This window comes from Saccharopolyspora hirsuta (genome assembly GCF_008630535.1).
Classification (GTDB): domain Bacteria; phylum Actinomycetota; class Actinomycetes; order Mycobacteriales; family Pseudonocardiaceae; genus Saccharopolyspora; species Saccharopolyspora hirsuta.
Genome location: NZ_VWPH01000002.1, coordinates 316,828 through 328,581 on the forward strand (window position 1 = coordinate 316,828; position 11,754 = coordinate 328,581).

Below are 11,754 nucleotides of genomic sequence, written 5' to 3' on the forward strand. Positions count from 1 at the left end.
TCGGTGTGCCGGGGTGCTTCAGGCAGACGGTCGAGATCCTCAGCGAACCAGCCTTCAGCGCGGGGCGGGCGCGTCCAGTACGGCGGCGTGGTCATGGCGGTGGGGCAGGCCCGCCGGTCAGGGTTCGGTGGCTGCGAGGTAGGTGGCGAGGGCTTTTCGGGTTTGTTGGAGGCAGGTGAGGCGGTCGTCGATCGCCGTCAGCTCGGCTCGGAGGGTGGCCAGGAGGTCCGGGCACGGTTCGAGGGTGGGGAGCTCGCCGCGGGCGCAGGGGAGGACCGTGCGGATCGTTTCCGTGTTCAGGCCCGCGGCCAGGAGGTTGCGGATCTGGGCGACGACCGTGATCGCTTCCGCCGGGTAGTAGCGGTAGCCGCTCGGGGCTCGCTGCGAGGTGAGCAGGCCCTGCTGCTCGTAGTAGCGCAGGAGGCGTTGGCTGACCCCCGTCCGGCGGGACAGCTCGCCGATCTTCATGAGATCCGGCTCACGCGAGGTTGACTCTGCCATCGGTGTCAGACTTTAGCGTCTGCCGCATGAGAAGCAGTCGTTGGACCCTCGCGGCCCTGCTGGTCTGCGTGTTCGCCATCGGGTCCGCGGAGTACGCGGTGCTCGGGGTGCTGCCCGACATCGCGGGCGACCTCCGGGTCTCGGTCGGGACCACCGGTCTGCTCGTCACCGGCTACGCGCTGACGGTCGCCGTCGCCGGGCCGGTGGTCACCGCGCTGACCACGCGGGTTCCGCGGAAAGCGCTGCTCATCGGCATGATCGGGGTCTTCACCGCGGGCAACGTGCTGGCCGCGCTCGCCGGTGCTTTCGGGCTGGTGCTGGTCGCTCGGGTCCTCGCCGCGCTGGTGCACTCGACGTTCTTCGCCGTCGGGTTGGTGCAGGCCGTGTCGGTCGTCGGTGCGGAGCGCCGGGGCTGGGCGATCGCGGTGGTCAGCGCCGGGTTGAACCTGGCGACCGTGCTCGGCGCGCCGGTCGGCACCTTCATCGGCCACGCGTTCGGGTGGCGGGCCACGTTCTGGGCGCTCGCCGCGGTGAGCCTGGTCGCCGCCGGGCTCGTCGGTGTCGCGGTGCCCCGGTCGAGCGCGGTCGGACCGCAGTCGGTGCGGGCGGAGATCCGGGCGTTGGCCAGCCGCGAGGTGGTCGTGGTCGTCGCGGTCACGGTGCTCGCGCAGATCGCGCTCTTCACGCCGTACACCTACATCGCCACCATCCTCACCGAGGTGTCCGGGTTCGCCGCCGGGGCGGTGGGGTGGTTGCTGATGGCGTTCGGCATCGGTGGGCTGGTGGGGAACGTGATCGGCGGCCGGTTGGCCGATCGGTGGCCGTGGGGCTCGGTTCGCGGGCTCCTCGCCGGGATGGCTGCGGTGCTCGGGGTTTTCGCGGTGGTGGTGCCGCACGCGGGTGCTGCGGCGGTGGGTGTGCTCGTGCTCGGTGTGGTGAGCTGCGCGCTCATCCCGGCGCTGCAGGCTCGGGCCTTCGCGGCTGCAGCGGCCGCACCGACCTTGACGGTCGCGGTGAACACCTCGGCGTTCAACCTCGGGAACGCGGGTGGTGCGTGGATCGGGGGTCGGGTGCTCGACGGTGGTGCGGCGCCGCACTGGTTGATCGGGATCGGGGTTCTCGCCGCGGTCGCAGCTTGGGCGATGACCGCGGCTGCTCGGAGAAGTGCTGTAGTGGAAGGAAGAACTGATGTCGCTGTCCTCTGAGGTCCGGGGCTCCGGGCCGGGCCTGCTGCTGGCGCACGGTGCGGGAGGGTCGGCTGCGGCCAACTTCCCGTTCATCGCCGAGCTCGCTGAGAAGCACACCGTGATCGCACCGGACTACCCGGGCGCGGGCAAGACGCCGAAGGCCGAGCAGCCGCTGGACCTGGACCGGCTCGTCGACGACGTCGTCGCCACCGCGGTCGACTCGGGAGTGGAAACCTTCGCGGTGCTCGGCTATTCGATGGGAACGACCGTCGCGATCCGCGCGGCCACGAGGCACCCGGAGCGCGTGACGGGACTGGTGCTCACGGCAGGCTTCGCCCGGGCGGACCGGCACTTGCACCTCAACCTCGACGTCTGGCAGCACCTCCTGGACGACCGGGACGCGCTAGCGCGCTTCCTGCTGCTGAACTGCTTCGGACCGGAAGCGCTGAACTCGCTCGACGACTGGGACGAAGTGCTGCGCGGAACGGCGGACGGCGTCCCCGTCGGGACGGGCGACCACATCGACCTGCTGCGCACCGTCGACGTCCGCGCCGACCTGCCCAGGATCTCCGTGCCGACGCTGGTCGTCGCGACCACCCAGGACACGCTGGTCCCGCCGCACCACTCCAGAGAACTGGCGAACGCGATCCCCGGAGCGAAGCTCGCGGAGGTCGAGTCCGGACACCTGATCGCGGCCCAGAACCCCGGCGCCTGGCTGGCCGCAATCCAGAACTTCCTGAACTGACCAGGTCGTGAGTGTTTTCGGGTGCAAGAGCACCCGAAAACACTCACGAGCCCCCGATCACGGCCACCCGAGTGACGCCCACATTTCGGACGGCCGCCGGAGGAGCGGTGACGTCCGCGCTTCGGTCGGCCGCCGGACGGGTGGTGACGTCCGCAATTTCGATTGAAATTGCCTCACCTCGGCACTGCAGGTTCCGTCGAGAACGCCGGCAATTTCGATTGAAATTGCAACACCACGCAACGCAACCACCCACCGCTTTGAACCCAAACCCAACCCCCCACCCAACCGCACCCCTCGTCGCCAGGCCGACCCCAGTATCACCACCGATCCCCAAGTCCCTGATCTCAAGGCCGACCGATCCCCAAGTCCCCGATCTCAAGGCCGACCGATCCCCAAGCCCCCGGACTCAAAACCGACCGATCCCCCCGCCGCGCTGCAAAAGCCCGCGCGGCCGTCGGCCTGCCGCGCCGATCGCTGCTAGCGTTTCGAGGATGACTGCATCCGCAGAACCGGTGCTGGTGATCGGCGCGGGCGTGCAGGGTCTGACCTGCGGCGTCGTGCTGGCCGAGGCGGGGTGGCCCGTGCGGATCCGGACCGCGGACCGGCCGCGCGAGACCACCTCGGCGGCGGCCGGTGCGATGTGGGGTCCGGCGCAGCTGCGACCAGCTGAACGGGTGTTGTACTGGGTGACCCGCTCGCACGCCGAGTTCACCGCCCTCGCCCGCGACGAGGGCTCCGGGGTGCGCCTGACCGCCGGTCGGATGGCCGCCCGGTTCGAGCTCGGCGACGCGGTCCCGACCGAGGCCCGGCTGATCCCCGACCTGCGGCGCTGCACCCGGGACGAGCTGCCCGAGGGCTTCGTCAGCGGCTACCGGGGGACGGTGCCGCTGATCGACATGCCGCGCTACCTCGACCACCTGGTCGCCCGGTTCCAGGGCGCCGGGGGAGAGCTGCAGCTCAGCCCGGTCCAGACGCTGGCCGACGCGGCCGCCGAGGCCAGCACGGTGGTCAACTGCACCGGCGTGGGCGCGCGCGAGCTCGTCGGCGACCCCGGCGTGCACCCGGTGCGCGGCCAGGGCGTCGTGGTGCGCAACCCCGGCATCGACGAGTACTTCGTCGAGCTGACCGACTCGGGGGAGTTCGCCGCCTTCATGCCGCACGGCGACCGCGTGGTGCTCGGCGGGGTGGCCGAAGCCCAGGAGTGGAAGCTCGACGTCCGGCCCGAGGTGAGCGCCGGGATCCGGCGGCGGTGCGCGGCGGTCGAGCCGCGGTTGGCCGACGCCGAGGTGCTCGACGAGCTGGTCGGGCTGCGGCCCGGGCGCGAGTCGGTGCGGGTGGACGTCGAGCGGTACGAGGGGTCCCGGATCATCCACAACTACGGGCACGGCGGCTGCGGGGTGACGCTGTCCTGGGGGTGCGCCTTCGAGGTCGCCGACCTGGTGGAGGGCTGACCCGTCAGGACTTGAGCGCGTCGACCACGTTGTCGATCTCCTGCGCCAGCGAGGTGTCGTTGGCCGTGATGCCGCCCTTGGAGTGCGTGCTGCAGTGGAACACCACGGTGCGCCAGCGGATGTCCATGTCCGGGTGGTGGTTCTCGGTCTCGGCGATCTCCGCGATGCGGTTGACCGCCTGGATCGCCTGCGGGAAGCTGGCGAACTCCACGGTGCGGGACAGCTGGGCCCCGTCCTGCCGCCATTCCGGGAGGTGTTCGAGCGCCTCGGCTACCTGGGTGTCGGTGAGCAGTTCGGTCATGTGCACATGGTGGCGGCTCCGCACGCCGAACTCCACCGGGACCGCGCCCGCGGGAGCCGCCCCGGGCACCGCGAGGGCGGCCGTCCGGGGTTCAGGAGGTGGGGCGGGGGCGTTCCATGTAGGTGGTGTCGGGTTCGGCGAAGCCGAAGGAGCGGCAGAGGCCGTGGGCGTCGTCGGTGTGCAGCATCCAGCGGAAGTCCCGGCCCGGGCCGTCCTCGATCATGACGCGCACCAGGGCCTTGCCGACGCCGTGGCCGCGGGCCTCCGGGAGGACGAAGACGTCGGCGAGGTAGGCGCTGCCCACGCCGTCGGAGAACGCCCGTGCGAAGCCGATCAGCCCGCCGTCGGACTTCCGGTAGGCGCCGACCACGCGCCACGCCTGGTCGATCTGCTGGTCCAGGTGCTCGCGCCGCCGCCACTTGCCCCAGTACGCCTGCGTGGCGAGGAAGTCCCACACCACGTCGCGATCCACCCGGTCCCGTGCGTCGTCCACCTCGAACTCCATGCGGGTCAGGCTACTGCGCGCTCGGCCTCCGAGGACACGCGTTTTCGGTGCCGTGCGGGGAACTGCTGTTCGCCCGGTGGGACCGAGGTTCAGAGGGCGGCGTGCAGGGCGGTCAGCAGGCGGTGGGCTCGGTCGTCGAAGCCCTCCGTGCGCATCAGGCACGGGCTGAAGGCGAAGGACACGCCCGCGCTCGGCCAGCAGCCGAACAGCGAACCGCCAGCTCCGCTGTGCCCGAAACCGTCGGCCACCGGGCCGTACGTCTCCAGCTCGTCCTGGAGCTCGTACCCGAGGCCGAAGACCAGCGGGCGTCCGGTGCCGGGATCGGTGCCGCGGCTCTCCTCGCGGCTGATCCGATCCACAGTGGACTTGCTGACCAGCTTCCCGCTCACCAGCGCCGAGTACACCGCCGCCATGCCCCGCGCCGAGGCCATCGCGCCGCCGCCCGGCATGCCGGTGGTCCACCAGGCCGGGGTGTTCCACGGGGCGTCCTCGCCCAGCAGCGAAGGCGGGTTGCCGTACACCTTGTCGCGGTAGGCCAGCGCTTCCGGCGTGTTCAGCCGGTTCGCCACCTGGTAGTCCGGGGCGCGCCAGCGCCGACCGGTGCGCGGCCACTCCGATTCCGGCAGGCCGAGCCAGCAGTCCGCCCCGAGCGGCTCGGCGATCTCGGCGCGCAGGAACTCCCCGACCTCCCGGCCGTCCACCCGGCGGATCAGCTCTCCGGCCAGCCAGCCGAAGGTCAGCGCGTGGTATGCGGTCGTCGACCCGACCGGCCACAGCGGGGCCTGCGCGGCCAGCAGCGCGGCCATCGCCCGGCCGTCCGCGGCGTCCTCGCGGGTCACCGGGCGCTCCGGGTAGGGCAGACCCGCCGCGTGCGAGAGCAGCTGCCGGACCGCGACGTCCTGCTTGCCCGCCGCGCCGAACTCCGGCCAGTAGCGGACCACCGGCGCGTCCGGGTCGATGGCGCCGCGGTCCACCAGCAGCGCCACTCCGGTGGCCACCAGGCCCTTGGTGCCGGAGAAGATCGGCATCAGGGTGTCGGTGGTCATCGGTTCGGCGCCGTCGGGGTCGCGGTGCCCGGACTGCAGGTCGAGGATCTGCTCGCCGTCGCGGAACACCGCGAACGCCGCGCCCGCCTCGTCGGCCGCGACCACCGCGGCGAACTCCTCGGCCACCCGGTCGAAACCGCTCATCGGTCGCTCGCCTCCAGCTGGAAGTTGGGCGCGTCGGTCAGCAGCGACTGCGTGTACTCGTGCTGCGGCGCGGCGAACAACTCGTCGGCCGCGGACTGCTCCACGATCCGCCCGCCCTGCAGCACCGCCACCTGCTGCGCGATGTTGCGCACCAGCGCGATGTTGTGCGTGACGAACACCAGCGCCAGCCCCATCTTCTCGCGCAGGTCCTGCAGCAGGTCGACGATCGCCGACTGCACCGACACGTCCAGCGCCGAGGTGATCTCGTCGCAGATCAGCACCTCGGGCCGGGTGACCAGCGCGCGGGCGATCGCCACCCGCTGCCGCTCGCCGCCGCTGAGCTGGTCCGGGTAGCGCTCGGCGATGTCCGGGCGCAGCGCGGCCAGCTCCAGCGCTTCGATCACCCGCTCCTCGGTGCTCTTGCCGCCGTCATCGCCGCCGAGCACCGAGATCGGCTGGGCCACCAGGTCGCGCACGCGGCGGCGCGGGTTCAGCGACTCGTACGGGTTCTGGAACACGTACTGCACCTGGCGGCGCTGGTCGCGCGTGCGCTTCGCGCTGCTGGGCGCGAGCTCGGTGCCGCGCAGCAGCACCGAGCCCTCGTGCTTGGCGTGCAGACCGGCCAGGCAGCGCGACAACGTGGTCTTCCCGCTGCCGGACTCGCCCAGCAGCGCCAGGCAGGAACCGGGCGCGACGGCCAGCGAAACGTCCTGCAGCACCGGCGAATCCGTGTACCAGGCGCGGATGTTGCGCACCTCGAGCACCGGTTCCGCCGACTCGGGCGCGGCGTCCGCGGTCCTCGGCGCGGCCACCAGCCGCCCGGAACGCGGGTTCAGGCAGCGGATCTCGTGCCCGGTGGCGACCTCTTCGAGCGGTGGGACCTCGGTCCGGCACTCGTCGGTGGCCGCCGCGCAGCGGGGCGCGAACGCGCAGCCGCCCGGGCGGTTCAGCGGCGACGGCGCCTGGCCGTCGATGGCCTGCATCGCCCGCTTGCCGTCCAGGTCCGGCACCGCGAGCACCAGACCTGCGGTGTAGTGGTGGCGCGGCTCGTTCAGCACCTGGTCGGTCGGGCCGGTCTCCACCACGCGCCCGGAGTACATCACCGCGATCCGGTCCGCCAGCTCGGCGACCACCGCCATGTCGTGCGAGATGTACACCCCGGCCGTGCCGTGCCGCTCGCACATCTCGCGGATGGTGGCCAGCACCGTCTTCTGCGTGGTGACGTCCAGACCCGTGGTCGGCTCGTCCAGCACCACGACCTCCGGGCGGCCGACGAACGCCATCGCGATCGCGATCCGCTGCTGCTGACCGCCGGAGAGCTGGTGCGGGTAGCGGCGCAGGAACTCGTCGTCGTCCGGCAGCGCCACCTCGGTGAGGACCTGCTTGATGCGCTGCCGCGCGTCAGCGCCGGAGACGTCGTGCACCGCTTCGGACAGCTGGGTGCTCAGGCGCAGCGCCGGGTTCAGCGCCGAAGCGGGGGACTGCGGGATGTAGGCGACGCGGCGGCCGCGCAGCGCGGCGGCCTGCTTGGGCGGTAGCGCCGTGAGATCGGTGTCGCCGACGAGGATGCGGCCGTCGGCGATGCGGGTGCCGCGCTTGCAGTAGCGCAGCATCGCCAGGCCCAAGGTGGTCTTGCCGGAGCCGGATTCGCCGATCAGCCCCAGGATCTCGCCCGGGGCCAAGGTGAGCGAGACGTCCGCGACGATGGCGGCTTCCGAGGGCACGCCCCGGATCTCCAGACCGGCGGCGTCCAAGGCTGGGGCGGTCATCGACACCTCCTGAGGTGGCAGGAATACGCGGCTGAGGTGGCTCGGTGCGCGGTGATCCCACGCGATTTCCATCGAGGTCTTTCCAGCCTCGTTCTGCGTGGCGGTGCAAGTGGCGGAACCTCAGCGCCCGCCTGGACTCCGGGTGCCCTGACTGATGTATGTCCGATACACGGCGTCAGGGCGGTCCTCGCCAGGCGAACGCTGAGAACCCGCGGCGGTGCGAGTTGCGAGGGTGGGTTATGCGCCTGCGGCGCATGCGACACCTGCCGATCGGTGCCGGTCGCCCTTCGCAGCTGCGGTCCACGGGCAGGATGAAAAAGGCTCACTGGAAATCGGATGTTCGACTTCAATGGAAATCGCGGATCGACCGGCACCGGCGGGAGTTCGGCGGGCATCAGCGGGCCTTCTCGATGCCTCGGTCCACGCCCGCCACCGAGCGGGCCAGGCCGTCGGCGACCAGGTTCGTGCCGATGGTCAGGACCGCGATCGCCAGCACCGGGAGCGCCACCGCCCACGGCTGCACCGTCAGCGCGATCCGGTTCTCGTTGATCATCAGACCCCAGTCCGCGGTCGGCGGCTGCAGGCCGAGACCGAGGAAGCTCAGCCCGGCGACCAGGCCGATCGAGTAGTTCAACCGCAGGCCGAGCTCGACCAGTACCGTGCCGGTGACGTTCGGCAGGATCTCGCCGAGCAGGATCCGCACCTTGGACAGGCCGATCGCCTCGGCGGACTTGACGAAGTCGCGCTCGGCCACCGACAGGGTGGCCGCCCGCACCACGCGCATCACCCGCGGCAGGTGGCTGCCGCCGACCACCAGCACCAGCAGCCACAGCTCCGGGCCGACCACGCTCACGAACAGCAGGGCCAGCACGACCTGCGGGAACGCCAGCGCGATGTCGCCGAAGCGCATCAGCAGCTCGTCCAGCCAGCCGCGCCGGTAGCCCGCGTACATGCCCAGCAGCGAGCCGAGCCCGACGCCCAGCAGCGTGGCCAGCACCGCCAGCAGCAGCAACGTCTGCCCGCCGTGCAGGAACCGGGTCAGCACGTCGCGGCCCAGGTTGTCGGTGCCGAACCAGGTGTTCCCGGTCGGGTTGGAGAACGGGGTGTCGACGAACTCGGTGGCGGCGTGCGGGGCCAGCAGCGGTCCGACGACGGCGATCGCCACCACCAGCGCGGACAGCGCCAGCCCGACCTTCGTGCGCGGCAGCCGCAGCGCGGCCCGCCAGACCCCGACCGCGCGCGGTGCCGGCGGCGCGGGAGTCGTCGCGGTGTTGGTTTTCTGCGCAGTCGTGGTCATCGCGCGGCAGACCTCACCTTCGGGTTGGCGGCCAGACTCACCACGTCGGCCAGCAGGTTCACGACGATGTAGACGGCCGCGATGGCCAGCGTCAGCGTCTGCACCACCGGCAGGTCGCGGTTGTTCACCGCGTCCACCAGCGCGAACCCGATGCCGGGGAAGCGGAACAGGAACTCGACGATGACCACGCCACCGGCCAGCCAGGCCAGCTGCAGCGCGATCACCTGCGCGACCGGGCCGATCGCGTTCGGCAGCGCGTGCCGCAGGATCACGGTCCGCTCCGGCATGCCCTTCAACCGGGCCTGCTGCACGTACTCGCTCTCCAGCACCTCGATCATGGTGGCGCGCATGATGCGCACGATGTACGGGGAGACCGCGAGCACCATCGTCAACGTCGGCAGGATCAGCTGGACCGGATCGCTCCACGCCGACCCGGAACCGGTCATCACGTACACCGCGGGCAGCAGGTTCAGCACACCCGTGGAGAACAGCAGCACCAGCAGGATGCCGACCACGAACTCCGGCAGCGAGGCCAGCACCAGGCTGATCACCGAGGTGGTGTGGTCGAAGGCCTTGTCGCGGCGCAGCGCGCTGTAGGTGCCGACCAGGATGGACAGCGGCACGCTGATCAACGTCGCGCAGAGCATCAGCGCCAGCGAGTTGTTCAGCCGCGAGCTCAGCAGCTCGGTCACCGGCATGCCGTTGGCGTAGGACTCGCCGAGGTTCAGCTGGAAGAGGTTGCCCAGCCAGGAGAAGTACTGCAGCCACAGCGGATCGTCGAGGTGCAGCTGCTCCCGCAGCGCGGCCAGCCGCTCCGGGGTGGCCTCGCGGCCGAGGATGGCGCGCGCCGCGTCACCCGGCAGCGCCTGGGTGGCCAGGAAGACCACCACGGACACCGCCCAGAGGATCACCAAGCCGAGCAGGATGCGCTTGACCAGCATTCGAGTCATCTGGTGCCCCCTCACTTCGCCAACCAGGCGTGCCGGAACCCGTAGGAGTTCAGCGGGATCCCGCTCTTGTCCGGGGCCAGCCCGACCACCCGGACGCTGTGCGCGTCGAGCTGGTTCGGGAAGCCCCAGACGATGTAGCCACCGCTCTCCCACTCGATCTGCTGCGCCCGCGCGATCAGCTCCTTGCGGCGCGCTTCATCGGTGGTGGCCCGCGCTTCGAGCACGAGCTGGGTGAACTCCGGGTGGTCCCAGTGCGTTTCGTTGTACGGCGAGTCGGCCAGGCTGCCCGAGCCTGCCTGCGCGAGGAAGTTCCGGGTGAACCAGAAGTCCTGGGCGAAGTCCCACGACAGGTACATGTCGCCGAAGAACTCGCCGGTGTCCACCCGGCGGATGTTGACCGTGATGCCCGCGTCGGCGGCCTGCTGGGCGAACACCTGCGCGGCCTCCACCACGCCCGCGGCCACCGGGGAGGTCACCAGTTCCACGGTCAGGTTCTCCTTGCCCGCCTCGCGCAGGAGCTGCCGGGCCTTGGCCACGTCGCGCTTGCGCTGGGGGAGCGCGGAGTTGAACAGCGGATCGGCGGGCGCGTAGAGGTCGTTGCCGACCGTGCCGTGACCGCCGAGGACCTGCCGGACCATCTGCTCGCGGTCCACGACCAGCCGGAACGCCTGCCGGACCCGCACGTCGTCGAAGGGCGGCCGGTCCACCCGCATGGTGAACGGCAGCCACGAGCCGGTCTCCGACTCCAGCAGCCGCAGGTTCGGGTCCGCGTCGAGCACCCGCAGCAGGCCCAGCGGCACCTGGTCGATGGCGTCGACCTGGCCGCCGAGCAGCGCGTTGATCCGCGCCGTGTCGTCCGGGAAGTCGATGATCACCAGCTCGTCCACGTACGGCTCGCCGTCGCGCCAGTAGTTGGCGTTCTTGGTGAACAGGCTCTGCTGGCCGGGTTCGAAGGCGTCGTGCTGGAACGGGCCGGTGCCGACCGGTCGCCCCGGGTCGTAGCCGACCGGCACGATCCCGTTGCCGTACTCGGCGAACTGGTCGGGCAGCGTGACGTCCGGGCGGGACAGCGTCAGCCGGACGGTGCGCGGGTCCATCGCCCGCATCGCGTTCAGGTCCAGCGCGCTCAACCCGACCGCGCCGTTCTTCGGGTCGGCCGGGTCGGCGATCCGGCGCAGCGAGTGGATCACGTCGTCGGCGGTGACGGTCTTGCCGTCGTGGAACTCCAGGCCCTCGCGCAGCCGGATCGTCCACTCCGTGGCCTGCGGATCGGATTCGACGGACTCGGCCAGCGCGGGCTGGATCCGGTAGTCGTCGTCGTAGCGCAGCAGGGTGTCGTAGAGCTGGAAGACCCGGGCCTGGTCGGGGTGCGTGACGGGGGCGTGCGCGTCCAGGGTGTCCTTGCTGGAGCCGCCGACGATGCCGACCCGCAGCCGTCCGCCGTACTGCGGTGGGCCGGTCGGGACCGGTGCCTTGCGGACCGCGCCGCCCGCGCACCCGGTGATCAGCGCGCCCGCGCCCACCGCGCCCGCACCCGCCGCGACGTACCGGAGGAAGTCGCGACGACTCGGGGCGGCGTTCGACTGTCCTCTGCTCGCCATCCGGGCGGTACCTCCTGTGTCTCGCGGGGACGTGCGCCGGTTCGGCTCGCGCCGGTCGACCGGCCCGTCCGGGCGGCCCGGCAGCACCCCGCTGGTGTTGCGTTTCGACGTGCGACTGATTGATCAGTCAATCGATCGCATCGACCTTCGCGGACGTGAACGGGGCTGTCAAGGCGTCATGTGCTGGGTAGATATGTCAAGCCCCCGATGCGCAGCGGAGATCGAACGTTGTGCTCCCTTGCTACTTTCGCAACGCT

The 11,754-nt window shown here is 71.2% G+C and carries 11 protein-coding genes; 3 read left to right on the forward strand and 8 right to left on the reverse strand.

Translation table 11 applies throughout. The features are described from left to right. Positions 1–117: 117 nt before the first annotated feature. A complete protein-coding gene (locus F1721_RS04535; protein ID WP_150065555.1) occupies positions 118–468 on the reverse strand; it encodes a MerR family transcriptional regulator in 351 nt (116 codons plus the stop codon). Positions 469–527: 59 nt separating this feature from the next. Here F1721_RS04535 and F1721_RS04540 point away from each other — a divergent pair, with 59 nt between their 5' ends. The 3 genes from F1721_RS04540 to F1721_RS04550 all read left to right on the forward strand — a co-directional run bounded on the left by F1721_RS04540 (position 528) and on the right by F1721_RS04550 (position 3,884). Then, the gene (locus F1721_RS04540; RefSeq protein ID WP_150065259.1) at positions 528–1,706 is read left to right on the forward strand and encodes an MFS transporter; all 1,179 of its coding nucleotides are present in this window, start codon (positions 528–530) and stop codon (positions 1,704–1,706) included. After that, positions 1,690–2,433, forward strand: a complete 744-nt coding sequence (locus F1721_RS04545; protein ID WP_150065260.1) for an alpha/beta fold hydrolase — start codon at positions 1,690–1,692, stop codon at positions 2,431–2,433. Before F1721_RS04540 ends, F1721_RS04545 begins: the two co-directional genes overlap by 17 nt. Positions 2,434–2,924: 491 nt before the next feature. Further along, a complete protein-coding gene (locus F1721_RS04550) occupies positions 2,925–3,884 on the forward strand; it encodes an FAD-dependent oxidoreductase (RefSeq protein WP_246154209.1) in 960 nt (319 codons plus the stop codon). Between the two features lie 4 nt (positions 3,885–3,888). On the opposite strand, the gene F1721_RS04555 is transcribed toward F1721_RS04550, so the two are convergent. The 7 genes from F1721_RS04555 to F1721_RS04585 form a co-directional block, all read right to left on the reverse strand. Continuing rightward, positions 3,889–4,185 carry a 4a-hydroxytetrahydrobiopterin dehydratase gene (locus F1721_RS04555; RefSeq protein WP_150065261.1) on the reverse strand — a complete coding sequence of 99 codons (297 nt, stop codon included), beginning with the start codon at positions 4,183–4,185 and terminating at the stop codon, positions 3,889–3,891. Between the two features lie 91 nt (positions 4,186–4,276). Then, positions 4,277–4,690, reverse strand: a complete 414-nt coding sequence (locus F1721_RS04560) for a GNAT family N-acetyltransferase (protein ID WP_150065262.1) — start codon at positions 4,688–4,690, stop codon at positions 4,277–4,279. Between the two features lie 89 nt (positions 4,691–4,779). Then, complete coding sequence (locus tag F1721_RS04565; RefSeq protein WP_150065263.1) at positions 4,780–5,880, reverse strand: serine hydrolase domain-containing protein; 1,101 nt, start codon at positions 5,878–5,880, stop codon at positions 4,780–4,782. After that, positions 5,877–7,649 carry an ABC transporter ATP-binding protein gene (locus F1721_RS04570; RefSeq protein ID WP_150065264.1) on the reverse strand — a complete coding sequence of 591 codons (1,773 nt, stop codon included), beginning with the start codon at positions 7,647–7,649 and terminating at the stop codon, positions 5,877–5,879. Before F1721_RS04570 ends, F1721_RS04565 begins: the two co-directional genes overlap by 4 nt. Positions 7,650–8,043: 394 nt before the next feature. Continuing rightward, positions 8,044–8,946, reverse strand: a complete 903-nt coding sequence (locus F1721_RS04575; protein WP_150065265.1) for an ABC transporter permease — start codon at positions 8,944–8,946, stop codon at positions 8,044–8,046. Then, positions 8,943–9,896, reverse strand: coding sequence for an ABC transporter permease (locus F1721_RS04580; protein WP_150065266.1), 954 nt, complete (start codon positions 9,894–9,896; stop codon positions 8,943–8,945). The genes F1721_RS04575 and F1721_RS04580 overlap by 4 nt, the downstream gene beginning before the upstream one ends. 11 nt (positions 9,897–9,907) lie before the next feature. After that, entirely contained in the window at positions 9,908–11,497 is a 1,590-nt protein-coding gene (locus tag F1721_RS04585) for an ABC transporter substrate-binding protein (RefSeq protein WP_150065267.1), read from the reverse strand. Positions 11,498–11,754: the final 257 nt, after the last annotated feature.

What these genes read in the sequence shown, in the direction of transcription:
- F1721_RS04575 (WP_150065265.1), bottom strand. Translation starts at nt 8,946, where the DNA reads ATGACCACGACTGCGCAGAAAACCAACACCGCGACGACTCCCGCGCCG.
- F1721_RS04540 (WP_150065259.1), top strand. Translation starts at nt 528, where the DNA reads ATGAGAAGCAGTCGTTGGACCCTCGCGGCCCTGCTGGTCTGCGTGTTC.
- F1721_RS04550 (WP_246154209.1), top strand. Translation starts at nt 2,925, where the DNA reads ATGACTGCATCCGCAGAACCGGTGCTGGTGATCGGCGCGGGCGTGCAG.
- F1721_RS04565 (WP_150065263.1), bottom strand. Translation starts at nt 5,880, where the DNA reads ATGAGCGGTTTCGACCGGGTGGCCGAGGAGTTCGCCGCGGTGGTCGCG.
- F1721_RS04570 (WP_150065264.1), bottom strand. Translation starts at nt 7,649, where the DNA reads ATGACCGCCCCAGCCTTGGACGCCGCCGGTCTGGAGATCCGGGGCGTG.
- F1721_RS04545 (WP_150065260.1), top strand. Translation starts at nt 1,690, where the DNA reads ATGTCGCTGTCCTCTGAGGTCCGGGGCTCCGGGCCGGGCCTGCTGCTG.
- F1721_RS04535 (WP_150065555.1), bottom strand. Translation starts at nt 468, where the DNA reads ATGAAGATCGGCGAGCTGTCCCGCCGGACGGGGGTCAGCCAACGCCTC.
- F1721_RS04585 (WP_150065267.1), bottom strand. Translation starts at nt 11,497, where the DNA reads ATGGCGAGCAGAGGACAGTCGAACGCCGCCCCGAGTCGTCGCGACTTC.
- F1721_RS04560 (WP_150065262.1), bottom strand. Translation starts at nt 4,690, where the DNA reads ATGGAGTTCGAGGTGGACGACGCACGGGACCGGGTGGATCGCGACGTG.
- F1721_RS04555 (WP_150065261.1), bottom strand. Translation starts at nt 4,185, where the DNA reads ATGACCGAACTGCTCACCGACACCCAGGTAGCCGAGGCGCTCGAACAC.
- F1721_RS04580 (WP_150065266.1), bottom strand. Translation starts at nt 9,896, where the DNA reads ATGACTCGAATGCTGGTCAAGCGCATCCTGCTCGGCTTGGTGATCCTC.